This is a genomic window from Aquabacterium parvum (assembly GCF_001447195.1).
In the GTDB taxonomy this organism is placed as follows: domain Bacteria; phylum Pseudomonadota; class Gammaproteobacteria; order Burkholderiales; family Burkholderiaceae_C; genus Aquabacterium; species Aquabacterium parvum.
This window is the reverse complement of the sequence record NZ_LFRI01000148.1, coordinates 16,979-38,443: the sequence shown is the minus strand read 5'-3', so window position 1 is coordinate 38,443 and position 21,465 is coordinate 16,979. Positions and strand designations below refer to the sequence as shown.

Here is a 21,465-nt window from a genome sequence, read left to right as displayed (position 1 = left end):
CCGAGCCAAAAAGGGTTCGCAAATTCATCGATGGCCAGCCTGAAACCAGGCTCCGCAAGAAGGGGTTCTTCACCCAACCCACGACACAAGCTGTCACAGGCAACGGGGGTGGGCGACAGTAACATCGCCCCACTTCAATCCACATTCAGGGACCACCCAATGCGCAACATCTTGTTGCTGGGCGCGTGCGTCAGCGCCTTGTTCGCTCCGCTCGCCGCTTCGGCTGCCGACACCAGCTTTCACTTCACCTTCCAAGGTGGCGCCAATGCCGCCAGCGGGCAGCTGGAGGTCACGGACCTGGGCGATGGCCGCTTCCTGGCCACCTCCGGCGAGATGAGCGTCACGCTCGGTGAGGCCATCGGCTCTTACACCCTGCTGCCTGGTGGCCCCTCTGCGGGCCTGAGCCCCAGCGGCACCTACCTCTTCGACAACATCGTCGAGCCAGGTGCTGCCAGCGTCTTCACCAACGGCGGGCTCGTCTTTGGTGGCGCGGGCTTCGAGATCAACCTCTACAGCGTGGCGCCCGGCGAGTTCAAGTTCGATTACTTCACCGCAGGCGTCAACACCATCGATCCGACCACCGGCACGGTGGTGCTGAGCGCGGTGCCCGAGCCGAGCGCGCTGATGCTGGGTGCGATCGGCTTGTCGGCCCTGGTGGCAGCGCGCAGACGTCAGCGCTGACGCGAGCGCCTGGGCCCGCGCGATTTGAATGCACAGATCGCGCGGCTCAGCAGCCGCTCGTGACGGTGGTGACCACGGGCGGCACGCCCCAACTCATGGACTCGGTGTACTCCACCTTGCAGTTGGACGGGTCTCTCGCACGGTCAAGCCTGAACTGCGTTTTGTAAACCTCGGTGACATGGGCCGAGAAGCCGTTGAGCGTGAGCGCCCCATCGACCTCGCCCGTGCCCACCGCACCCCCGGCATCCAGGTAGCCTCGGTACATGCGGTAGGTGCTGCCATCGGTGGTGAGCATGAAAGCGCCGTTGTGAAAACAGCCCGAGGTGACCATGCACTTCATGAAGAAGATGTTCGAAGCTGACTGCAGCTGACCGGCCATGCCTTCGACGGCGCTGGCAGCGGCTTCGGTGCGCAGGTCCACGAAACGGGGCAAGGCGGAAGCAGACAGCAACCCAGGATCACGATGACGCAGATGAGCTCGACCATCGTGAAGCCCACGGACCGGGGTCGCCCAAGTCGACGCCGGCTTGCTTCAAGCCCGCGCATGGCTGTCAGCTGATGGTTTCCTGCTCGCCGATGTCGGTCGCCTGCCAGGCCGACTTGCGCGAACGGACATGCAGGCCTTGCTCCATCGCCCAGACCAGCAAGCTCGAGCAGGTCATGGCCGGGCCGAAGAAGTCACCCTGCATCATGGGTGCGCCTTGCTGCTTGAGCCAACGCACCTGAGCCAAGGTGTGAACGCCCTGCACGACGATCTTGAGGTCGAGCTTTTGCGCCAGACCGATCATCAGCTCCAGCAAAGCAGGGTTGAAGCCGGGCTGGCCAATGGCCTGCACGAACATCGGGTCGGTCTTGATCTTGTCGACCTTGAGGTCGATGAGTCGGGCCAGCGAAGACTGCCCGGCACCGAAGCCATCGATGGCGATGCGGAAACCCATCTCCTGCAGCTGGCGCAGGGTCGCGTTTTCCTTGCTCACCTGGCCGACCACGGTGGTGCCTTCGGTCACCTCGAACTCGAAGTCGGCCACGCGCAGGCCGTGGCGCTGCAACGTCTCCTGCAGGTCTTCGATGAGGGCCTTGTCGGCCAGCTGGCGGATCGAGACGTCCAGGCTGACGTAAGGCAGGATCAGGCCTTCCTTGCGCAGGCGCACCAGGTCTTCGCACGCCAGGCCGATGATGTGTTTGCCCATCGGCACGATCAGGCCGCTTTGCTCAGCCACCGGCATGAACTCTTCGGGCGGGATCAGGCCGCGCTGCGGGTGACGCCAGCGCACCATGGCTTCGATGCCGCGGACCTCGTCGTTGACATCGAACTGGGGTTGGTAGACCAGGAAGAACTGACCGGCGTCGATGGCGTGCTTGAGCTCGCCCTGGATCTGCGCGCGGCTGCGGGCGGCGTCTTCCATCGACTCGTGATAGAAAACCAGCCGCCCACGACCGGCGCGCTTGGCCTCGTACATGGCCAGGTCGGCGCGGTGCAGCATCTCGCCGACGGTGAGCGTGCCGCGCTTGAGCATGTGCGCGCCGATGCTCAGGCCCACCCACTCCTTGACGTCGTCGATGGGGATGGGCTTGGAGACCTGCTCGATGAGCACGCGGCAGATGGTTTCGATGTTGCCGCGCGAGGACACGTCGGTGATGAGCGCGGCGAACTCGTCGCCACCCAGGCGGCCGATCAGCACGCCGCCACCCAGGGTGTAGCGCAGGCGTTGCGAGACGGTGCGCAGCACGGTGTCGCCAGCGATGTGGCCGTAGGTGTCGTTGATGAGCTTGAAGCGGTCGAGGTCGAAGTACAGAAGGCAGCCATCGACTTCGAGGGCGCTGAGGTTCTCGGCTTCGTTGTGGCGCTTGAGCGCGGTCTCGAAGGCCACGCGGTTGAGCAGGCCGGTGAGCGCGTCGCGCTCGTTGGACTTGGTGGCCGCGCCACCGCTTTCACCTGGCGCGGCGGCGGACTGGCTCGCCGATGCGTTGGGCGCGCGCGAGGTGCGGACCTTGGCGAAGGCCCACAGCACGCCCACCATCATCAGCAGGCAGGCCAGCGACTGTTCGGCCGCCGTCACCCACATCGCGCCGAGCGAGTAACTCACGCGCACGGTGTCCTCGGGCCGCGACAGCGAAGGCACGGCGGTGCACAGGGTCGCGAGGCTGAAGCCCGGCGAGCAGGCCTGGGCCTCTTCGCGGGCAAAGAGGGTTTCGCAGGAGGCCGAGGCAGCGTTGGCGGCGTTGGCTGCACAGAAGGCCACGGCCTGCACGGCCACGTGCGGCTCCACCGCCGCGCCCACGGCCGGCAGCGTGACAGACGTCACACCCTGGGCGGCGTCCACCAGGTTGACCACGGTGGCGCCCACCGCTCGGGCCTGGCGTTTGGCGTCCATCCAGCGCAGGCCGGTCAGGGCCAGGCAGAACACCACGGTCAGCGCGATGCTCACGCGGGTGGCGCGCAGCCAGCTGCGCTTGACCGCCGGGTCCAGCAGGACCGGCGCCGCCGGCGTGGGTTGCTCAGCGGGTGAGGTGGGGGTCGGGTCGGAAGCCATGGGTGGATATCGGCCCCGGTTTGCCGCAAGTTGAGGGCGGCAGGCCCCACGGTGGTACAAATTCGCCCCATGCCTGCCAAGCCGCCTTCGCTCGACTTCCTCAGCTTCGACGCCAGCTCCGACACCGGGGGCGTTCACACCTTCGACGCCATGGCCTCGACCTCGCGCGAGCGCCACCCTGCGGTGCTGGCCGAGGTGGACCAGGTGCTGGCCTGGGCCGAGCGGCGCTTCCCCGATGGCCAGGGCGACCTGGACGAGGGCGCGAGCTGGTGCCACGACCTGCAGGTCATGCCCGAAGGCGACTGGGTGACGGTGAACCTGTCGCTCAGCGGCACGCCCGCTTTCGGCGAGGCCTTTGCCCGCGCCTTCGCTGGCGCGATCGGTCAGGGCGAAGACTGACCTGCCCCCTCGGAGGCGGTGGGGGCGTGCGCCGGCACCGAGCCGGCGCGCAAGGCCGCGTCGTGCTCGTTGAGCAGCGAGACGAACTTCTCCCCCGCTCCGCCCAGGGTGCGACCGCGCAACCAGGCCGCCCCGAAGCGCACGGACTGCGTCAGCGCCGGCACAGACAGGGTCGTCAGGCGGCCCGAGCGCAGGTCGCCCTCGACCATGAAGCGCGGCATGAAGGACAGGGCATCGCTTTCCTGCAGCACCTGGCGCAGGATGCCCGAGCTGTCGCAGGTCACGCCCAGCAGGCCGGGGCGAAGGCGCTCGGGGGGCACGTGGGCGGCAACGGCCAGCGCGGTCAGGGCCTGCAAGGCGGTTTCGGGCAGGTTCGGGCCGGCCAGGGGCCAGTCGAAGAGGTCGGCGGCGCGCAGCTCCCGCTTTGACGCCAAGGGGTGACCGGCGCGGGCCACCACGCAGACCTCGTGCGCGCTCAGCGGGGCGCACTCGAAGTCGGGCAGCTGTTCGATCTCGCGCAGCTCGCCCAGCACCACGTCGACCTCGCGGGCGCGGGCGCGCTCGGGCAGCTCTTGCCAAGGCGCCAGCACGAGTTTGAGCTGCAGTCCCGGGTGCAGGGCGTTCAGGCGCCCGACCACCGGCCCCACGAGCACCTGGATGCTGCGCGTCAGCGCAGGCTGGGTCAGGTGCAGGGCCTCGGCCGCGCGGTGGAAGTTGCCATGCTGGACGAGGGCCGTGAGGTGGCGCAGGCGCTTGAGGTCGATCACGATGCACTCCAGTCATCATGCAAATGAGAACAATGCATTGGACACATTGTGCGCCCGCACCCAGGATGCGGGCAGGGCCTCGGCCGCTTCAGGGCGCCGGCGACCCGCGTGACGCACAACACCTGGAGACACCCATGGCGCTTCGCTCTCAGCACCCCCTCCTTCGCCCATCGCACGCGAGCGGCCGCACCAGGACCAGGCACCCGGCCTGGCACCCGGCCTGGCACCTGGCCTGGCTGAGCGGGCTGTGCCTGCTCGCCGCCGGCTGCGGCACGGTGGGCCAACCCTCTGCCAGCACACCTTCATCGCACGGCGGCCCGGTGCACCCTGCGGTGCAGCGCGCGCAAGCGGAGGTGGCCCACCAGCTCCAGCACGCCGACGCGAGCGACTTCGCCGACGCCCGACGTGGCTTCATCGCCGCCCCCAGCGGGCAGGTGCGCAACGAAGCCGACCAGGTCATCTGGGACCACGACGCTTTTGCCTTCCAGAAAGCCGAGGCGGCACCCGACAGCGTCAACCCCAGCTTGTGGCGCCAGGCCCGCCTGAACAACCAGACCGGCCTGTTCCAGGTGCGCGAGGGCATCTGGCAGCTGCGCGGTTTCGATCTGTCCAACATCACGCTGATCCAGGGCAAGACGGGCTGGATCGTGGTGGACACCGGCACCTCGCGCGAAACCGCTGCGGCGGCGTTGGCCTTCGCGCGGCAGCACCTGGGTGCGCAGCAGGTCTCGGCGGTGGTCTACACGCACAGCCACGTCGACCACTTCGGTGGCGTGCTGGGCGTGATCTCGGCCGAGGAGGCCAAGGCCCGCAACGTGCCCATCGTGGCGCCCGCCGGCTTCATGGAAGAGGCCACCAGCGAGAACGTGCTGATGGGCACGGCCATGGCCCGCCGCGCCATGTACATGTACGGCAGCCGCCTGCCGGCCCACGCCACCGGCGTGGTCGACAACGGCCTGGGCAAGGCCGTGCCGTTCGGGCGCGTCGGCATCCTGCCGCCCACGCTGCTGGTGCACAAGCCCAGCGAAGAGCACGTGATCGACGGCGTGCGCTTCGTCTTCTTCAACGTGCCGGGCAGCGAGGCGCCTTCGGAGTTCACCTTCGCCCTGCCTGACCTCAAGGCCTTCTGCGGCGCCGAGCTCATGGGCCACACGCTGCACAACCTCTACACCCTGCGCGGCGCCAAGGTGCGCGACGCCACGCGCTGGGCCGGCTACCTCGACGAGGCGCTGACGCAGGTGCAAGGCAGCGAGGTGGTCTTCACCCAGCACCACTGGCCGGTGTGGGGCGCCGAGCGCATCCGCACCTTCATCGAACACCAGCGCGACGCCTACCAGTTCATCCACGACCAGACGGTGCGTGGCATGAACGCGGGCCTGACCGCGCCCGAGATCGCCGAGACGCTGAAGATGCCGACCGCCTTGCAGCGCGACTTCGCGGTGCACGGCTACTACGGCACCGTCAGGCACAACGTCAAAGCCGTCTACCAGTTCTACCTGGGCTGGTACGACGCGAACCCCGCCAACCTGGACGCGCTGCCGCCGGTGGCAGCGGCCAAGGGTTACGTGGCGCTGGCCGGTGGGGCCGATGCCTTGCGCGCCACCGCGCAGAAAGCCTTCGATGCGGGCGACTTCCGCTGGTCGGCCGAGCTGCTCAAGCACGCCGTCTACGCCGACGCAAAGGACACCGCCTCGCGCGAGCTGCTGGCACGTTGCTTCGAGCAACTGGGCTACCTGGCCGAGTCGGCGCCGTGGCGCAACGTGTACCTCAGCGGCGCGCTGGAGCTGCGCGACGGCCCGCCTGCGCAAACGCAATCGCGCGTGCTGTTCGCCGACCTGCTGCAGCACACGCCCATCGAGCGCTTTTGGGAATCGATGGCCGCCTCGCTCAACGCCGAGAAGGCGGGCGACGGCAAGCTGACGATCAAGATGGTCTTCTCTGACCTGAAGCAGGCCTACGTGCTGCGCGTGGCCAACGGCGTGCTGCGCCACGAGGCCATCGACCCCGCCAAGCCGGTGGCCGATGCCGACGCCACGCTCACGGTCACGCACCCCTTCTTCATCCGCATGGTCACGGGCCAGGCGGGGGCGATGGCGCTGCTGACCTCGAATGAAACGAGCATCGACGGCAGCCGCCTGGCGCTGGGGCGCTTCTTCGGTTGGCTGGACAAGCCGACGGGGGTGTTCCCGATCGTCACGCGGTGAGTGACGCGGTGGTCACGCGCCCACCGCGCACCGCCACCTGACGATGCACGGCGAACGCGCCTGCAGCCATCAAGCCGGCGTGATCGGCACCACGCCGCGCGCACCGGGCCTGGCCAGCTTGTGCGCCGGCAACACGCTCTCGCGCGCACGCAGCTGGCCGCAGCCGCCATCCACATCCTGCCCAGCCGAATGGCGCAGCTTGGTGAGCACGCCGCGGCGGTGCAGCCAGCGCGCCATCTCGGCGGCGCGCTCCCAGCTCGGGCGCTTGAAGTCCAGCGACTCGACCTCGTTGTACGGGATGAAGTTCATCAGCGCGTACTTGCCCTTGAGCAAGCGCTCGATGCCTTCGAGCTCGTCGTCGCCGTCGTTGATGCCTTCGAGCAGCGTCCACTGGTACTGGATGGGGTAGCCGGTGGCGCGTGCGTAGCGCTCCCCCGCTTCCACCAGCTCTTCGGGCGACATGGGCGTGGCGCGCGGCAGCAGCTCGCGGCGCAGTTCGGCCTTGCTCGAATGCAATGACAGCGCCAACGCAGGCTTGACGCGGCCTCGCAGCAGGCGCTCGAACACGCGCGGGTCGCCCACGGTCGAGAACACCAGGTTCTTGTGGCCGATGTTGCCCACCGTGCCCAGCAGCTCGATGGCTTCGAGCACGTTGTCGAGGTTGTGCGAGGGCTCGCCCATGCCCATGAAGACGACCTTCTTGACCGCGCGGCGCGTGCGCGCCAGGGCCACCTGCGCGACGATCTCGGCGCTGCCGATCTGGCGCAGCAGGCCGTCCTTGCCGGTCATGCAGAACACACAGCCCACGGCGCAGCCCACTTGCGAGGACACGCACAGGCCATCGCGCGGCAGCAGCACGCTCTCGCACGTCTGGCCGTCTTGCAGGCCCACCAGCAGGCGCTCCGATCCATCAGAGCCGGGGTGGGCAGAGCGCAGCGTGGCGAGGTTCATGACCTCGGCCATGAGCGCATCGAGCCCCTCGCGCACGGGCTGGGGCAGGAAGTCTTCGGGGCGGCGCTTGCCGCTGTCTTGCGGCAAGGCCTGGGCCCACAGGCGCAGCACGCGCTGCTCGTGGATGGGCTTGGCGCCGAGCGCGCGCAGGCGCTGGCGGATGTGTTCGATGCGCATGGGGAAAAAGGACGATGCAGGCGCAAGTGTAGTCAGGCGGCCCCGCGCACGCCCAGGGCCCGAGGCGTAAAGTGACTGACCATGACCGCCACGACCCTGCCCTCACCGGCCTCCCCGGACGCCCGCCAGGACGCCACCACCATCGGCCTGATCGGCCTGGCCCACGGCACCTCGCACTTCCACCACATGCTGCTGCCGCCGCTGTTCCCGGTGTTCATCCGCGACTTCGGGCTGAGCTACGCCGAGCTGGGCCTGCTGGTCACCGTGTTCTTCATCATTTCGGGCGTGGGGCAGGCGCTGGCCGGCTTCGTGGTCGACCGCTTCGGCGCACGGCCGGTGTTGTTTGCGGGGCTGGCGTGCTTCGTGGGCGCGGGCTTGAGCGCCTCGCTGGCCACAGGCTACGCGGGGCTGATGCTGGCGGCGGCGCTGGCCGGGCTGGGCAACGCCCCGTTTCACCCGGTCGATTTCACCATCCTGAACAAGCGGGTATCGATGGCACGCATCGGGCACGCGTTCTCGGTCCACGGCATCAGTGGCAACCTGGGCTGGGCGGCGGCGCCGGTGTTCCTGATCGGACTGAGCTCGGCCGCCGGCAGCTGGCGCATCGCCTGTGCCTGCGCGGCGCTGGTGTCGCTGTCGGTGATCGCCTTGCTGTGGTGGCAGCGCGAGGCCATCGACGACCACCATGCGGCGCACCGGGCGGCGGCGGCGCAAACACCGGTGAGCGAGCACCCGATGGCGTTCCTGAAGCTGCCCTCCGTGTGGCTGTGCTTCTCGTTCTTCTTCTTCACGACCGCGGCGCTGAGCGCCATCCAGGGTTTCGCCAGCCCGGCCTTGCAGCAGCTGGCGGGGCTGCCTGAGACGATCACCGCGTTCGTGGTGACGGGCTACATGCTGTGTGGCGCGGCGGGCATGGTGATCGGCGGCTTCCTGGTACAGCGGGCCGAGCGGCTGGAGCGGCTGATCGCGGCGGCGATGTCGCTGGCAGCGGGGCTGCTGGTGCTGGCGGCGACGGGTTGGCTGCCGCCTGTGTGGTGCGCCGCCAGCGTGGCCCTGGCCGGTTTCGGGACCGGGCTGGCCGGGCCCTCGCGGGACATGCTGATCAAGCGGGCGGCGCCACCTGGGGCCACCGGGCGCGTGTACGGCACGGTGTATTCAGGGTTGGACGTGGGCTTCGCCCTGGCGGCGCCGGTGTTCGGTTGGCTGATGGACCACGGGCACCCTTCGGGGGTGTTTGCCGGGGCGGCGCTGGTCCTGATGCTGGGTGTGCTGGCAGCGTCGGCGGTGGGGGGCCGGGTGCATCGGCAGGGACTGCTTGCGTCCACCTGACGGAACGCGAACCCAGGGGTCAAGGTTCAGGGTTGCACCACGTTGCTGACCGCCTCCCCCTCGGACTTGCAACGTTCAGCCTTCTTCTTGACGGCCTCATCGTAGGCTCCATGCCGCTTGAGCTGCTCGGCTGAGACACCCCGGACGAGCACATCCGATGAACAGTAGGCGGCCGGTGGGCCCGCTTCTCCTGAGAAGCCGGTTTCTTTGCCAAATTCATTGGTGAAGACCGCCCCGGACCAGACCACACGGCCCTTGCCGGCATCCCCTCGAATCACGTCGATGCGAACGCGGCCGGTCATGGCGACATCACACACCGCCTTTTTCGCGTGTCTCGCACTGAGCTCGGCGCCCTCTCGCTTCACCGTCTCGTTGTCGAAGCCCGGGAGCCACACCTCCGACTTGCAATAACTTGGCAAGTTGTCCGAACACACTCGGCCGGGCTCGGAGTGTTTGGCTCCCAGCACATTCCAGGTGATCAGGTACCCGCAGACACGGGGTTGGTCTCGCCACGTGTCGGACAGGTAGACATAGGCCATGGCGTCTGCGCAGCTGCCACCACGCCCCAACCCTGAGAACTCGCACACGCTGCCCCCGGATCCGCCGCCATTCATGACGGCCAAACTCTTGGACAGCGGCGCGCACCCGGTCATGGTGAACAGGAGCAGAAGCAGAGACAGAGGCAGAGGCAGCGCATGCATCGCCCTCTGAGCGACCGCACCCACTTCAGATCGAACAGGAGGCATCTCGCGCCTGGGCATGCGCCAGTTGAAACGGTTCAACAAAGAACTCCCGAGGCACGAGCGCCCCTCACTTCGCAACAACCAGAAGGAAGATGCCAAGGCCAGCGATGCAACCCAGCCAGAAGCTGTCGACGGCCAGCCAGGACAAGCCCCCGAAAAACATCGCCACGATGGCCATGTTGACCCCGTAAGCGAGCCCCAAGATGCCCTTCTCGCCCGCCCCAAATTGTTCTTCTTCGTTCATGTTCGATCGCATGTTCGAGATGGTTGGCGCGCCGTGAAAGCGCACCCGACACCCTCCAACCGGCCACGCCCATCAATGCGGCTTGCGCGGCCCCTTGTTGAACGCATCCGGCTTGATCACGTTGCCGTCGCGCTCCACCGTCGTCTTGCGCGCCCGCTCGATCGCATCCCGCGCCAGGCGTTCGGCATCCACCCGGTGACGCCGTCCATGCCGCAAAGCATGCCAGCGACGTCTGACAAGCTGCGGCCCGTCGCGCCACACCCGCTGCAAGCGATGGTCCAGCCGGGCACGGCGCGGCGCCGGCAAGGCGAGCCTCACCAGCATGAACACACACACGGCCACGATCAGCACCGAGGCCCAACGGGTCAGGTCCACCAAAGCCTCCAGAGAGCTTGGACGAAAACGAACAAACGAGACGCCATCATGGTGCCCCAGAAGTCGTCTTCGCGCCACGGGCCACGATGTTGACCCCGGGCGGCACATCGGCTTCCTCCAGGTAGCCAATGGCCCCCGGGTTGGCCTGCACGTGCGCGATCACCTCGGCGACGTTGCCCACTTCCTTCGGTGGCGCGCCCTTGCCCACGTAGCGTCGCACCGTCCAGTACGCCAGGTAGCTGGGCTCGTCGCGCTGCATGAAGTCCTTCAGAAAGCGCTGGCGCCAGGGGTGCTGGGGCGGCAGGTTCACGGGCACCACGGGCTGGCCATCGAGTTCAACGACCTTGCCTGAGTAGATGCGCTCGACCGTGGCCACATCGAGCTTGCGGACCCCGGCATGCGCCACCACCACGACCGCCGCCTGGGTCACCGAGGCCACGAGCCCCAGCGCCACCGACAGCGCGATCAGGACGGGGTGAAGTCGCTTGGGCAACAACGTGGGTCCTTCAGAAGGCAAAGCTGTAGTTCAGCGACCAGACCTGGACGCTGTCGTCGTGAACCCGCTGCCCGCGTGGGCTGTCGATCAACGCCGAGCCCTCGCCGATGCGCGTGTGCACCCACTCGGCCTTCAGCTGGCTGCGCGGGCCCACAGCCCAGGCAGCGCCCACGCCCAGGCTGGTCTGGTCGTAGACCTGCACGGCGGTTTCGGCGGCGGCACGCTGCGCCACCGACAGGGCCGGATCGAGGCCCAGGTCGGCCGCCGCCCGCAGGCGCTTGGCGATCAGGCGCCCCGGACCCATGCTCTGCTGACGGGCCACCAGCACATAGGGCGTGACCTCACCCATGTCATGCAGCACCGCCAGGTAGGCACCGGCCAGGTCGGTGCCCAGCGACGTGCGGCGCTGGAAGACCCGCGCGAACTCGGCCACCACGCGCCACTTCGGCGCCAACTCGGCGTCGACGGCCAGGTTCAGCACCTGGTTGACGATGGCGTCGGTGGTGGGCACCGGCACCGCCCCCGGCAGGGCATCGGACACGCGGTAGTAGCCCAGGCCCCCACCCAGGTCGACAAAGGGGAAGTCCTTGGGCAGCGGCTGGCCATTGGCCAGCTTCGAGCGCGCGTGGTGCGCCCCCAGCCGCCAGGTCAGCGCCGGTGCGCGCCAGGTCAGAACGGCGCCGGCCAGATCGGTGTCGGTCGAGCGGTAGCTGCTGCCGAGGTCGCTGCTGTGGCCCCGAACATTGATTTGCGCACGGCCACCGTAGACGTCGGCCGACAGCTCGCCCGCGCCGCGCTGCCAGGTGCGCGTCAGCGACAGGCCGGTGAAGTCATTGGTGGGCGACAGCGCATACACCTCCACCGGCAGGCGCGCCAGCGCGTAGGTCTGACCCACGTCGAGGTTCTCGGAGTTCAGGAACATGGGCACGCGCTGCTTGCCCGCGCGCACCTGCCAGTCATTGTCGGGACGCCAGGCCGCGAAGGCCCAGGCCACCTCGGCTGCCCACCGGCGGTCGTGGCGCGTGGACGGGGCCAGCGTGAGCTGCAAGGTGGCCGACCAGGTCGGGGTGAAGCGGGCGTCGAGCTGAGCACCCAGCCGCGTGTCACGCCACACGGTGCCGTCGTCGTCGATGTGGCCCTGGTAGGTCCAGTCCTGGTCTGACACGGCGTAGCCCACCGTGCCGAAGCCCGAGACCGTCCAGTCGACGGCCTGGGCCGAGCCGGTGAGGGCCAGCAGGCCGGTGCAGAGCAGTCCTTGGAACGATCGCGCGCGCATCATGGGGCCTCGGTGTCCGCCCAGGTCAGGGCAATGCGCTCGAACTCCGGCAGGCAGGCCTCGAGCGCGGCGACCACGGCCGGATCGAAGTGGGTGCCACAGCCGTCGCGGATGATCTGCAGGGCCTTGTCCAGGTTCATGGGGGGCTTGTAGGGGCGGGCGCTGATGAGGGCGTCGAACACGTCTGCCACGGCCATCAGCCGCGCGGACAACGGGATCTGCTCACCCACCAGGCCGTCGGGGTACCCGCTGCCATCCCACTTCTCATGGTGGTGACGGGCGATGTCCATGGCGTGGTGGAGGAAATCGGCGTCGCCGGCCATGCGGTCGGCGGCGCGCCGGAGCATCTCCCAGCCCGCCTTCGCGTGCTGGCGCATGATGACCGTTTCTTCGGCTGTGTGGCGCCCGGGCTTGAGCAGGATGTGATCGGGCGTGGCCACTTTGCCCAGGTCGTGCAGCGGCGCCGACTTGGCGATGTGGTCGATCGAGGCCGGGTTGAGCACGTCGAGGTGCAACCCACGGTCGTGGAAGTGCTGCGCCAGCGTGCGCACGTACTCCTGGGTGCGGCGCACGTGGTGGCCGGTGGCCTCGTCGCGGAACTCGGCGAACGAGATCATCACGTGCAGCGTGGCTTCGCGCAGCAGATCGACCTGCTGCAGGCGCTGCCCGAGTTCGTCCTGCAGCCAGGCATTGCGGTCGCGCAGCTCGTCCTGGTAGGCCTTGACCTGCAGGTGGGTGCGCACGCGGGCCTGCAGCACCATCGGGTTGATGGGCTTCTGGATGAAATCGGCGGCCCCGACCTGGAAGCCACGGGCTTCGTCTTCGGTCTGGGTCATGGCCGTCAGGAACAGCACAGGGATGGCGCGCGTGGTGACGTCGGCCTTGAGACGGCGGCAGACTTCGTAGCCATCCATCTCCGGCATCATCACGTCGAGCAGGACGAGGTCGGGGGCCGAGCGTTGCACCAGGTCAAGGGCCTTGGCCCCGGAGGCCGCGAGCTTCACGCGGTAGTCGGTTTGCAGCAGACCGGCCAGGAGATTGAGGTTGGCCGGGGCATCGTCGACCACCAGCACGGTCGGCATGTCTTCGGAACGGCTCATGAAACGGGGACTTCCTGAATGGGTTGTTCTGGTTCGTTGCGCGACCATTCTCCCAGCAGGCCGCAGGCCGCATCGAAATCACAGCGTGCAAGGGCGTCGTCCAGCCGGGCGAAGATGGAAGGCGGCAGCCCCCCCGCGAAGGCGGTGCGATGCCGCTGCCACAGCGACAGGGCCTGGCCGTCGGACTCCGCCACCAGCTGACCGAGCTGCGTCATCATGCCTGCATCCAGGCCGCTCGGGGCCGAGGCCGGCGCCGTGCCACCTTGAACGCAGGCACGCAAACGCGGGTTCAGCCGGTGGATGTCGGTCAGCAGCGTGCGCAAGGTGTCGAGCAGGGTCACGGCCGCGTGCTGGATGGCTTCGTTGTCGGGTGAGGCCGGCGGCTGGGCCTGAGCGGCCAGCAGCTCCAGCGCCCGGGCCTGGTCGCTCAGGGTGGCGTGGCCCAGGGTCCGACCCAGGCCTTTGAACGTGTGGGCCTCTCGGTGGATCTCGGGCCAGGCGTGGCGCGCGAGGGCATCCGGCAGCAGGGCCAGCACCGACTGGGCGTGCTCACCAAAAGCGAGCACGGTCTGCGCATACAGGCTGGCGTCTCCCGCGAAGTAGGCCTGCACCTGGCGCAGGTCCAGGCCCGGCACCTGGGGCCAGTCGGCGCCGATCGCCTGCGACACATCGGGCTCCACCACGCGCTCGGCGGCCGGCGCCCCAGCCGGACAGAAGGGCCGCAGCGCCGCGTACAAGGTGCCCGGGTCCAGCGGCTTGGAGAGGTGGTTCTGCATGCCCAGTTCCAGGCAGCGCTCGCGCTCCTCGACCATGGCATGGGCCGTCATGGCCAGCACCGGCAACGTGCGCAGGGCCGGATCCTCACGCATCAGGCGCGTGGTCTGGTAGCCGTCCATCACGGGCATCTGCAGGTCCATCAGCACCACGTCGAAAACCGCACCGGGGGTGCGCAGCCGCTCGAGCGCGGCCTGCCCGTGCGGGGCCACCGTGACGACAGCCCCCTGGCGCCCCAGCAGCTCGCTGGCGAGTTGCTGGTTGAGTGCGTTGTCCTCGACCAGCAGCACGCGCAACCCATCGAGGCGCTGGCGCTCGTCGAGCGGGGTCAAGCGGTGGCGGTCCCGGTGCAGGGCCCCACCCAGCAGGCGCGCCGGCTCGACCGGCAGGGTGATGCGAAAGCAGCTGCCCCGGCCTGGTTTGCTGTCGACCTCGATCTCACCGCCCATCAGGTGGATGAGCCGGCGCGTGATGCTCAGGCCCAGGCCGGTGCCGCCATAGCGCCGCGTGGTCGAGCCGTCGGCCTGCGTGAACTCGCTGAAGAGCTGGCTCATCTGCTCGCGGCTCATGCCGATGCCGGTGTCCTCGACCTCGATCTGCAAGGTCGCTGCATGGGCCTGCCAGGCCAGGAAGCGCACGCGCAGCGTCACGTGGCCGCGCTCGGTGAACTTCACGGCGTTGGACAGCAAGTTGGTGAGCACCTGGCCCAGGCGCAGGTCGTCGCCGTGGATGAGGCCCTGCTCGCCGAGGATCTCGGGCGAGGCGAACTCGCAGCGCAGCTCGATGCCTTTGTCTTGCGCAGGCTGGCGCACCATCATCATCGCGTTGTTGACGACGTCGTCGATGCGCATGGGTGCGAGCTCGAGCTTGAGCTTGCCGGCCTCGATCTTGGAGAAGTCCAGGATGTCGTTGATGACGCCCAGCAGCATGGCCGAAGCCGACTGCACCTTGCCCAGGTAGTCGCGCTGCTGCACGCTCAAAGGGGTTTGCAGCGCCAGGTGCGTCATGCCGACGATGGCGTTCATCGGGGTGCGGATCTCGTGGCTCATGTTGGCCAGGAACATGGACTTGGCGCGGGTGGCGGCCTCGGCCTGGTCGCGCGCTTCCTGCAGCTCGAGCTGGGCGCGCGCTCGCTGGTTGACGTCGTCCTGCACGGCGTGGGCCATGACGTTGAGCGTCACGCCCAGGGTGTCGAGCTCTTCGGCCCATTTGTCGCGGCCACCGGCGCGGGTGGCGTAGTCGCCTCGCGCCAGGCGCCGCGCCACGTGGCCCAGGCGGTCGATGGGGCGCAGCACCCGCGTGCGCACCACGAACATGCCCGCCAGCAAGCCGGGCAGCAGGGCCAGGTCCACCGCCAGGGCCAGCACGATGTAGCGTTGCAGGTCGGCTTCGCTGCGCTGCAGGTGCTCGGCGGTGCGCTGGTCGGTGATGTGGCTGAGCCGGGACAGGGCTCGGGCCAGCTCGGCGGACTGGGTCTCGTAGGCCGGCGAATGCACCAGCTGCGAGGCGTAGGCCAGGTCGGGCACGCCTTCTGAGACGTAGGCCTGGGTGCGCCGGTCATAAAGCCCCTGGGTGGCGGCAAAGGCCACTTGTTCGGTCTTCATGAGGCGCTCGGTCGCGGCCAGCACCACCCCGGCGGCGTCGATCTCGGCGCGGCTGAACGCCAGCGCCTCCATGCGCGCGCGCAGCGACCGACCGGGCACCCCGTCTGGCAGGGCGTGGGGCCGCAGGCCTGCGATCACCTCGTTCCAGTAAAGCAAGGCGTCGCCCGCATCGGGCTGGGGCTTGCTGCCCTCTCGGATGGCCAGCAGGTCGTAGTAGTACAGCAGGTAACGCGGCGCAGCCGTGCCCGTGTAGGCGCTCACCAGCCGGCGCAACAGCAGTGATTCGTTTTGCAAGTCGGAGACGAGGCGCAGGGTTTCGGCCCGCCTCTGGCCCGCCTGCTCGGCCGACAGATAGGCCGTGCGGATGAGCAGCAGGAAGACGAAGTTGGCCACCAGGGCGGCCACCACCAGGACGAAAAACCAGCGCGACACCGTTCGGAGTTTCATCGTGGGGTCGCTACACAGCCCAAGCTGGGCGTTTGACATCTTCAGGGAAAGCAACGGATGCCACCATCCGGTCCCTCCCTGCCTGTTTGGCTTGGTAGAGGTTGCGATCGGCCATCCGCAAGGCCTGGTCCAGGTCCCCCTCCACCACCTGGGCAATGCCCACGCTTTGCGTCACATGGAAGCCCTGGTCGCCCACGGTAAAGCGCTCCTGGCGCAGCCGAACGGCGATCTTCTCGGCAACCAGGCAGGCCTCGTTGACGCCCGTGTCCGGCAACAGCAGCACGAACTCCTCGCCGCCGTAGCGCGCAGCGGTGTCGACCTGGTCGCGCGTGTGGGCCTTGAGCAGCGCACCGATGCGCGCCAGCACCTCGTCGCCTGCCGGGTGCCCCCAGCGGTCGTTGACTTGCTTGAAATGGTCCACGTCGAACAGCACGACCGACATGGGCCGGCCGCTGCGCGCCTGGCGGTGCGCCTCGCGCTCGAGCTGGGTCATGAACTCGCGGCGGTTGGCCAGGCCCGTGAGCGCATCGGTGCGCACCAGGGTTTCGAGCTCGGCGCGGCGGCGCTGCACCGCCACCGCCAGGCAGAACAGCACCAGCGACATCAACACCGCCGCCAGCACGAACAACACCCGCACCCACAGCGCCCACCACGGGTGCAAGGCAGCCCCGGTGAAGACGGGGGCGCTCAGCAAGGGGGCGTAAGGCATGTGCCCGCTGCCCGTCAACCACTCGGAGGCCAGCACCAGCAACACCGACAGGGCCAGCGCCCAGCGCACCTCGCGCCAGGCAAACAGGCCGCGAGCAAACACCAGCACGTTGAGGATCAGCATGGGCACAGGTGTGTCGTGCAGGCCGTGCGCCACGCCCAGCACGACGATGCCGCCCAAGGCAGGCACCAGCGCCAGCTGCACGGCCCACGGGTGCGACGCACGCGCATCACGCGCCCTTTTGCCCCAGGCGGCCATGCCCAGCAACCAGGCGATCAAGCCGGCCTGCCACACCAGCGTGGGGCCCCACCAACCCGGTCGGTACAGGGCGTTCAGGTCCTCGCGCCAGCCGGCCAGCCATTGCAAGCACCAGATCACCGACAGCACGGCGGCAAAGCCCAGGCAGAACACCCGGATGTTGGCCGCGTGGCGACGCTCCACCAGGTGAGCCTCGATCGCATCGATGCCCCGCCACCACCAGCGGTGCAAACGAGCCAGGACATGCTCGTTCGTCATGGCGCCCGCTCCACGGCCTCGACCACGCGGTTGCGGCCGGTTTCCTTGGCGCGGTAGAGCGCCAGGTCGGCTTGCTGCAGCAAGGTCGCCAGGTTCATGTCGCGCGCCACCACCAGGCCAACGCTGACCGTCACCCGCAGGCGTTGGTCCCCGTCCTGGAACACGTGCGTGGCCACCTGCTCGCGCAGCCTCTCGGCCACGCGGCGGGCCTCGTCGAGGCGGGTGTCGGGCAGCACCACGGCGAACTCTTCGCCCCCCAGGCGTGCAGGCAGGTCGGTCGGCGTTCGAACCGACGCCATGAGGATGCGACCCAGGTCCCGCAGGACCGCGTCCCCCGCGTGGTGCCCGTGGCGGTCGTTGACTTCCTTGAAATGGTCCACATCGATCAGCAGCAGGCACAAGGCCTGGCCCTGACGGGCCTGACGCGCCAGCTCCGTGCCCAGCACGTCCATGAAGCGCCGCCGATTGGCCAGTCCCGTCAGGCCATCGGTGTAAGACAGGCGCGTGAGGTTGTCGTGCAGGTGATCGAGGCGGGCCAGCAGGAACAGCAGCAGGCCGATCATCACGACCCAACCCGCGTACAACACGTACTGGCGCCACCAGACGAACCACCAGACCGGCTTGCCGCCTGAGAAAAGGCCCTCGCTCAGGGCCGGCGCATAAGGCAACCAGCCCGCCATCACCGCGACGTCCTGGCCCACCAGCAAGACGGCGCACACCAGGTAGGCCACCACCATGGGCTGCAACTCGAAAAGCAACAGGCCGATCGCCAGCACCCCCACCAGGATCAGGTTGGTGCCCGAGGTGAAGGTGCCCGAGAGCATGCACAGCAGGGTGTAGGCAAGCCCGATCGACAGGCAAGCCAGTTGCGTCAGGTCGTCGGCGGGCTCGTTCACCCAGCGCCTGGGCCACAGCTTCACCCCGATGCCCAGGTTGACGACCGAACACAGCAGGAACAGGGCCTGCAAGCCCACCACGGGGCCGGCGTGAAGCCCTTGGCGGAACTCTTCGTGCCGCAGGGCCATGCCATGCAAAACGAAGTAGACGATCAGGAAAGGCGTGGCCGCACCCACAGCCACCAGGACCCGGGCGTTCGGCGTGAACTCTTCAAAGATGCGTTCGAGCAGCCGACGCATGCCAAGCCTTCAATGGGTGGGACCACTTCAAACGCCCCGACCGCACCCATCCAGCAGCCGGCAGCTTTCATCCTGCATCACCTTCGGCCGGCCCTCCGCAAAGTTGAACCCGACGCGGGTAAACCCGGTCGATTTGCACGGCCCGCAGCCCGCCTGGGCTATCCTTGGGGCATGAAAGTGATCGTCCGCTGGCTGCTGCTGGCAGCCGCCCTCCTCCTGCTGACCCAATGGAACATCGGCATTTCCGTCAGCACCTTCGGCAGCGCGATGTGGGCCGCCTTCGTCATCGGGCTGCTCAACGCCTTCGTGCGCCCCCTGCTCATCGTGCTGACCTTGCCGGTGACGGTGCTGACGCTGGGGCTGTTCCTGTTCGTCGTCAACGCCCTGATGTTCCAGTTCGCCGGCTACCTGCTCGACGACTTCCAGGTGCAGGGCTTCTGGCAGGCGCTGCTGGGCTCGATCCTCTACAGCCTGTGGGGCATGGTCATCGACGTGGCGCTGGAGCGCCTGATGGGACCGCGCCTGCCGACGATGCCGCCTCGGGCCTGAGCCGCGCATCGCAGCCCGCCGGGTTCGCCATCGCGCGCTGGGCGGCTCAACACTTCAAAGTGGCACCAGGCGGTTGCGCACCCCGGCCAGGGCGTGTGCCACGGTGGCACCACGAACGGCCCGGCGGTCCCCCGGGAACCACATTTTTTCGGCGTGCACGGCCACCGTGCCCAGGTTGTCGCCCAGGTTGCCATCTCGGCTTCGCTCGGCCCACGCCAGCCACACGGTGCCCACCGGCTTGGCCTCGCTGCCCCCGGAAGGGCCCGCCACACCCGTGACGGCCACGGCGATGTCGGCGCGCGAGTGAGCCAGGGCACCCGCCGCCATCGCCTTGGCCACCTCTTCGCTGACCGCGCCATGCTCGGCGATGAGGGCCGCCGGCACGCCCAGCAGCTCCGTCTTGGACTCGTTGCTGTAGGTCACGAAGCCGCGCTCGAACCAGGCGCTGGAGCCGGCCAGCTCGGTGCAACTGGCCGCGATCAGCCCGCCCGTGCAGGACTCGGCCGTGGCCAGCAACCGCCCGCGCGCCAGCAACAAGCTGGCAAGGGCCTCGACGGTGACGTGCAGGGATGCGGTGTCCATGGGGCGGTCTCCAGATGAGGTGGATGCGGCTCAGCCCAGCACCCCGGCGGTGACGCCCCCTTGGCGCACCACCACGGCCAAGGCCAGCACGAACAGGGTGCAGGCGGCGGCCACCAGGTCATCGAACATGATGCCCACGCCCTGGCCCCAACCAATGGGCTGGCCCGGCATGGGTTTGAAAAGCCGATCGGCCCAGCCCACCGGCCCGGGTTTGACAGCGTCGAAAAACCGGAAGGCCACGAAGGCCAGCACCTGCCCGGCGACATCCACCGGCGACATCACCCAAAGCACCAGCCAGAAGGCCCAGATCTCGTCAAAGACCACCGAGCCCGGGTCGGCCACGCGCATGGCCTGGGCCGTTCGGGTGCAGGCCCAGCAGCCGATCAACCAGCCCACGGCCAGGATCAAGGCCCAGGCCACGTCCAGCAACGGGCCGGACAGGCTTTGCGCCAGGGCCTGCTGGATGACCAGGAAGCTGACCCAGCCCCAAAGCGTGCCGACGGTGCCGGGCGCGATGGGGCTCAGGCCGCTGCCGGCCCCCAGGGCCAGCACGTGGGCGGGGTGAGCGAACATCAGGCGCACGCTGGCACGCCGAGGCGCCTGGGCCACGCCGAAGTCATCCGTGCTCATGCCTGCTCCTTGAAGTGATCGAAGCTGGCCCAGCGGTCGAGCAAGGCGGGGCCCCCTTCGGCCGACCAGATCGTTCGCCCCACCTCGGCACGGGTGCGCCCGATGCGGCTCAGGGGCAGGCCCAGGTCGACGCCCAGCGCCTCGATGGCCGGGCGGTGGGCAGGCGGCGCCGTGAACAGCAGTTCGTAGTCATCGCCGCCAGCCAGCAGGCAATCGAGTTGTTCGGCTTGCGAGCGCGTGCGCAACCAGTTGCCGCGCGGCAGGTCGTCGGCGAACAGGTCAGCGCCCACGCGGCTGCGCGCCAGGATGTGGCCCAGGTCACCCAACACCCCATCGGAGACGTCGATGGCCGCGCTCGCCAGGCCACGCAAGCCGGCACCCAGCGCCACGCGCGGGTCGGGGGACTCCAGCGCCAGTCGGCAGGCCTCGAAAGCCTCGGCGTCCAGGGGCGGGTGAAGGCTGCCCCGAAAGGCCTCCAGCGCCAGGCGGGCCTGACCCGGCTGACCGCTGACCCAGATGTCGTCGCCCGCCTGCGCACCACTGCGCAAGATGGCCTGGCCGGCAGGGACCTCGCCGAACACGGTGATGCCGATGGCCAGCGGCCCGGCCGTGGTGTCGCCCCCCACCAGCTCGCACTCGTGCTCGTCGGCCAGCTCCAGCAGGCCCCGGGCAAAGCCCGCCAGCCACGCCTGGTCAACGCGCGGCAGGGTCAGCGCCAATGTGAAGCCCAGCGGGCGGGCACCACAGGCCGCGAGGTCGGATAGGTTGACCGCCAGCGCCTTGTGGCCCAGCCGCGCCGGGTTGACGGTGGACAGGAAATGCCGCCCCTCGACGAGGGTGTCGGTCGACACGGCCAGTTGCATGCCGGCGGCGGGCGCGATGACGGCGCAGTCGTCGCCATTGCCCACGATGGCGCGGCGCGGGCCGACGCCGGCAGGGCGCTGGAAGTAGCGGGCGATCAGGTCGAATTCACCGAGGCTCATGCGCGGCATTGTCGCGCCAATGCCGAAGCGGCCACCGGCAGCTCAGGCCGAGGGCTGGGGCGATTCAAAGGGGGGGAAGGGAAAGGGAGGCCTCAAGCCGGGCGCCTGTGCCCGAATCAGCCACCCGCCAGGATTGCCTGGCAGGTGGCTTCACGAGGGCGGCGCAAGCGCCACCATTTCCCTGAGCAGATGCCTTTTTGGTCTGTTTTTGCTTCACAGCGTGAAGAAATTTGCATCTGTCCCGAACGTTACACCCGCA

22 protein-coding genes are annotated in these 21,465 nt (G+C 68.6%); 5 read left to right on the top strand and 17 right to left on the bottom strand.

The annotated features are described in order from the left end of the window. Window positions 1-159: 159 nt before the first annotated feature. The gene (locus ABG80_RS05795) at window positions 160-681 is read left to right on the top strand and encodes a PEP-CTERM sorting domain-containing protein (protein WP_058086813.1); all 522 of its coding nucleotides are present in this window, start codon (window positions 160-162) and stop codon (window positions 679-681) included. Window positions 682-727: 46 nt separating this feature from the next. Here ABG80_RS05795 and ABG80_RS05790 read toward each other — a convergent pair whose 3' ends face one another. Genes ABG80_RS05790 through ABG80_RS05785 form a run of 3 tightly spaced genes read right to left on the bottom strand, consistent with a single transcriptional unit; the run spans window position 728 to window position 3,215 of the window. After that, window positions 728-1,114, bottom strand: a complete 387-nt coding sequence (locus ABG80_RS05790; protein WP_235513756.1) for a hypothetical protein — start codon at window positions 1,112-1,114, stop codon at window positions 728-730. Next, complete coding sequence (locus ABG80_RS24040; RefSeq protein WP_083505854.1) at window positions 1,018-1,227, bottom strand: type II secretion system protein; 210 nt, start codon at window positions 1,225-1,227, stop codon at window positions 1,018-1,020. Before ABG80_RS24040 ends, ABG80_RS05790 begins: the two co-directional genes overlap by 97 nt. A gap of 5 nt (window positions 1,228-1,232) precedes the next feature. Continuing rightward, window positions 1,233-3,215, bottom strand: coding sequence for a putative bifunctional diguanylate cyclase/phosphodiesterase (locus ABG80_RS05785; RefSeq protein ID WP_058086811.1), 1,983 nt, complete (start codon window positions 3,213-3,215; stop codon window positions 1,233-1,235). 69 nt (window positions 3,216-3,284) lie between these two features. On the opposite strand from ABG80_RS05785, the gene ABG80_RS05780 reads away from it, so the two are divergent. Further along, on the top strand, window positions 3,285-3,614 hold the full coding sequence (locus tag ABG80_RS05780) for a hypothetical protein (protein ID WP_058086810.1): 330 nt from the start codon (window positions 3,285-3,287) through the stop codon (window positions 3,612-3,614). Here ABG80_RS05780 and ABG80_RS05775 read toward each other — a convergent pair. After that, window positions 3,599-4,381, bottom strand: a complete 783-nt coding sequence (locus tag ABG80_RS05775) for a LysR family transcriptional regulator (RefSeq protein WP_058086809.1) — start codon at window positions 4,379-4,381, stop codon at window positions 3,599-3,601. The two genes, ABG80_RS05780 and ABG80_RS05775, sit on opposite strands and share 16 nt — an antisense overlap. 134 nt (window positions 4,382-4,515) lie before the next feature. Between ABG80_RS05775 and ABG80_RS05770 the strand changes: the two genes are divergently transcribed. Next, window positions 4,516-6,585, top strand: a complete 2,070-nt coding sequence (locus ABG80_RS05770) for an alkyl/aryl-sulfatase (protein WP_083505858.1) — start codon at window positions 4,516-4,518, stop codon at window positions 6,583-6,585. 69 nt (window positions 6,586-6,654) lie between these two features. Here the strand turns inward: ABG80_RS05770 and ABG80_RS05765 are convergent, their stop codons facing one another. Further along, on the bottom strand, window positions 6,655-7,713 hold the full coding sequence (locus tag ABG80_RS05765) for an RNA methyltransferase (RefSeq protein WP_058086807.1): 1,059 nt from the start codon (window positions 7,711-7,713) through the stop codon (window positions 6,655-6,657). An 81-nt stretch (window positions 7,714-7,794) separates the two neighbouring features. Between ABG80_RS05765 and ABG80_RS05760 the strand changes: the two genes are divergently transcribed. Beyond that, window positions 7,795-9,042 (top strand): MFS transporter, encoded by a 1,248-nt coding sequence (locus tag ABG80_RS05760; protein WP_200964268.1) that lies wholly within the window; start codon window positions 7,795-7,797, stop codon window positions 9,040-9,042. Window positions 9,043-9,068: 26 nt separating this feature from the next. On the opposite strand, the gene ABG80_RS05755 is transcribed toward ABG80_RS05760, so the two are convergent. The 9 genes from ABG80_RS05755 to ABG80_RS05720 all read right to left on the bottom strand — a co-directional run bounded on the left by ABG80_RS05755 (window position 9,069) and on the right by ABG80_RS05720 (window position 18,462). After that, window positions 9,069-9,581 carry a hypothetical protein gene (locus ABG80_RS05755; protein WP_152987481.1) on the bottom strand — a complete coding sequence of 171 codons (513 nt, stop codon included), beginning with the start codon at window positions 9,579-9,581 and terminating at the stop codon, window positions 9,069-9,071. Between the two features lie 271 nt (window positions 9,582-9,852). Continuing rightward, complete coding sequence (locus ABG80_RS22485) at window positions 9,853-10,029, bottom strand: hypothetical protein (protein WP_160322453.1); 177 nt, start codon at window positions 10,027-10,029, stop codon at window positions 9,853-9,855. A 72-nt stretch (window positions 10,030-10,101) separates the two neighbouring features. Further along, the gene (locus ABG80_RS05750) at window positions 10,102-10,404 is read right to left on the bottom strand and encodes a hypothetical protein (RefSeq protein ID WP_152987480.1); all 303 of its coding nucleotides are present in this window, start codon (window positions 10,402-10,404) and stop codon (window positions 10,102-10,104) included. A gap of 46 nt (window positions 10,405-10,450) precedes the next feature. Further along, complete coding sequence (locus tag ABG80_RS05745) at window positions 10,451-10,900, bottom strand: type 2 periplasmic-binding domain-containing protein (RefSeq protein ID WP_200964267.1); 450 nt, start codon at window positions 10,898-10,900, stop codon at window positions 10,451-10,453. A 10-nt stretch (window positions 10,901-10,910) separates the two neighbouring features. Next, complete coding sequence (locus tag ABG80_RS05740; protein ID WP_160322452.1) at window positions 10,911-12,176, bottom strand: porin; 1,266 nt, start codon at window positions 12,174-12,176, stop codon at window positions 10,911-10,913. Further along, window positions 12,176-13,276 carry an HD-GYP domain-containing protein gene (locus tag ABG80_RS05735; protein ID WP_058086802.1) on the bottom strand — a complete coding sequence of 367 codons (1,101 nt, stop codon included), beginning with the start codon at window positions 13,274-13,276 and terminating at the stop codon, window positions 12,176-12,178. Before ABG80_RS05735 ends, ABG80_RS05740 begins: the two co-directional genes overlap by 1 nt. Next, a complete protein-coding gene (locus tag ABG80_RS05730) occupies window positions 13,273-16,101 on the bottom strand; it encodes a hybrid sensor histidine kinase/response regulator (protein ID WP_160322451.1) in 2,829 nt (942 codons plus the stop codon). Before ABG80_RS05730 ends, ABG80_RS05735 begins: the two co-directional genes overlap by 4 nt. Before the next feature lie 10 nt (window positions 16,102-16,111). Then, the gene (locus ABG80_RS05725) at window positions 16,112-17,326 is read right to left on the bottom strand and encodes a GGDEF domain-containing protein (RefSeq protein WP_058086800.1); all 1,215 of its coding nucleotides are present in this window, start codon (window positions 17,324-17,326) and stop codon (window positions 16,112-16,114) included. Next, on the bottom strand, window positions 17,323-18,462 hold the full coding sequence (locus ABG80_RS05720) for a GGDEF domain-containing protein (RefSeq protein WP_058086799.1): 1,140 nt from the start codon (window positions 18,460-18,462) through the stop codon (window positions 17,323-17,325). Before ABG80_RS05720 ends, ABG80_RS05725 begins: the two co-directional genes overlap by 4 nt. Window positions 18,463-18,633: 171 nt before the next feature. Here ABG80_RS05720 and ABG80_RS05715 point away from each other — a divergent pair, with 171 nt between their 5' ends. After that, complete coding sequence (locus ABG80_RS05715) at window positions 18,634-19,011, top strand: phage holin family protein (protein ID WP_058086798.1); 378 nt, start codon at window positions 18,634-18,636, stop codon at window positions 19,009-19,011. A gap of 54 nt (window positions 19,012-19,065) precedes the next feature. Here ABG80_RS05715 and ABG80_RS05710 read toward each other — a convergent pair whose 3' ends face one another. Genes ABG80_RS05710 through thiL form a run of 3 tightly spaced genes read right to left on the bottom strand, consistent with a single transcriptional unit; the run spans window position 19,066 to window position 21,206 of the window. Beyond that, the gene (locus tag ABG80_RS05710; RefSeq protein WP_058086797.1) at window positions 19,066-19,593 is read right to left on the bottom strand and encodes a CinA family protein; all 528 of its coding nucleotides are present in this window, start codon (window positions 19,591-19,593) and stop codon (window positions 19,066-19,068) included. Window positions 19,594-19,623: 30 nt separating this feature from the next. Then, window positions 19,624-20,223, bottom strand: a complete 600-nt coding sequence (locus tag ABG80_RS05705) for a phosphatidylglycerophosphatase A family protein (protein ID WP_058086796.1) — start codon at window positions 20,221-20,223, stop codon at window positions 19,624-19,626. After that, window positions 20,220-21,206, bottom strand: coding sequence for a thiamine-phosphate kinase (gene thiL, locus ABG80_RS05700; protein WP_058086826.1), 987 nt, complete (start codon window positions 21,204-21,206; stop codon window positions 20,220-20,222). Before thiL ends, ABG80_RS05705 begins: the two co-directional genes overlap by 4 nt. Between the last annotated feature and the right edge of the window lie 259 nt (window positions 21,207-21,465).

What these genes read in the sequence shown, in the direction of transcription:
- ABG80_RS05795 (WP_058086813.1), top strand. Translation starts at nt 160, where the DNA reads ATGCGCAACATCTTGTTGCTGGGCGCGTGCGTCAGCGCCTTGTTCGCT.
- ABG80_RS05770 (WP_083505858.1), top strand. Translation starts at nt 4,516, where the DNA reads ATGGCGCTTCGCTCTCAGCACCCCCTCCTTCGCCCATCGCACGCGAGC.
- ABG80_RS05740 (WP_160322452.1), bottom strand. Translation starts at nt 12,176, where the DNA reads ATGCGCGCGCGATCGTTCCAAGGACTGCTCTGCACCGGCCTGCTGGCC.
- ABG80_RS22485 (WP_160322453.1), bottom strand. Translation starts at nt 10,029, where the DNA reads ATGAACGAAGAAGAACAATTTGGGGCGGGCGAGAAGGGCATCTTGGGG.
- ABG80_RS05780 (WP_058086810.1), top strand. Translation starts at nt 3,285, where the DNA reads ATGCCTGCCAAGCCGCCTTCGCTCGACTTCCTCAGCTTCGACGCCAGC.
- ABG80_RS05725 (WP_058086800.1), bottom strand. Translation starts at nt 17,326, where the DNA reads ATGACGAACGAGCATGTCCTGGCTCGTTTGCACCGCTGGTGGTGGCGG.
- ABG80_RS05765 (WP_058086807.1), bottom strand. Translation starts at nt 7,713, where the DNA reads ATGCGCATCGAACACATCCGCCAGCGCCTGCGCGCGCTCGGCGCCAAG.
- ABG80_RS24040 (WP_083505854.1), bottom strand. Translation starts at nt 1,227, where the DNA reads ATGCGCGGGCTTGAAGCAAGCCGGCGTCGACTTGGGCGACCCCGGTCC.
- ABG80_RS05760 (WP_200964268.1), top strand. Translation starts at nt 7,795, where the DNA reads ATGACCGCCACGACCCTGCCCTCACCGGCCTCCCCGGACGCCCGCCAG.
- ABG80_RS05715 (WP_058086798.1), top strand. Translation starts at nt 18,634, where the DNA reads ATGAAAGTGATCGTCCGCTGGCTGCTGCTGGCAGCCGCCCTCCTCCTG.
- ABG80_RS05785 (WP_058086811.1), bottom strand. Translation starts at nt 3,215, where the DNA reads ATGGCTTCCGACCCGACCCCCACCTCACCCGCTGAGCAACCCACGCCG.
- ABG80_RS05705 (WP_058086796.1), bottom strand. Translation starts at nt 20,223, where the DNA reads ATGAGCACGGATGACTTCGGCGTGGCCCAGGCGCCTCGGCGTGCCAGC.
- ABG80_RS05720 (WP_058086799.1), bottom strand. Translation starts at nt 18,462, where the DNA reads ATGCGTCGGCTGCTCGAACGCATCTTTGAAGAGTTCACGCCGAACGCC.
- ABG80_RS05755 (WP_152987481.1), bottom strand. Translation starts at nt 9,581, where the DNA reads ATGGCCTATGTCTACCTGTCCGACACGTGGCGAGACCAACCCCGTGTC.
- ABG80_RS05735 (WP_058086802.1), bottom strand. Translation starts at nt 13,276, where the DNA reads ATGAGCCGTTCCGAAGACATGCCGACCGTGCTGGTGGTCGACGATGCC.
- thiL (WP_058086826.1), bottom strand. Translation starts at nt 21,206, where the DNA reads ATGAGCCTCGGTGAATTCGACCTGATCGCCCGCTACTTCCAGCGCCCT.
- ABG80_RS05730 (WP_160322451.1), bottom strand. Translation starts at nt 16,101, where the DNA reads ATGAAACTCCGAACGGTGTCGCGCTGGTTTTTCGTCCTGGTGGTGGCC.
- ABG80_RS05710 (WP_058086797.1), bottom strand. Translation starts at nt 19,593, where the DNA reads ATGGACACCGCATCCCTGCACGTCACCGTCGAGGCCCTTGCCAGCTTG.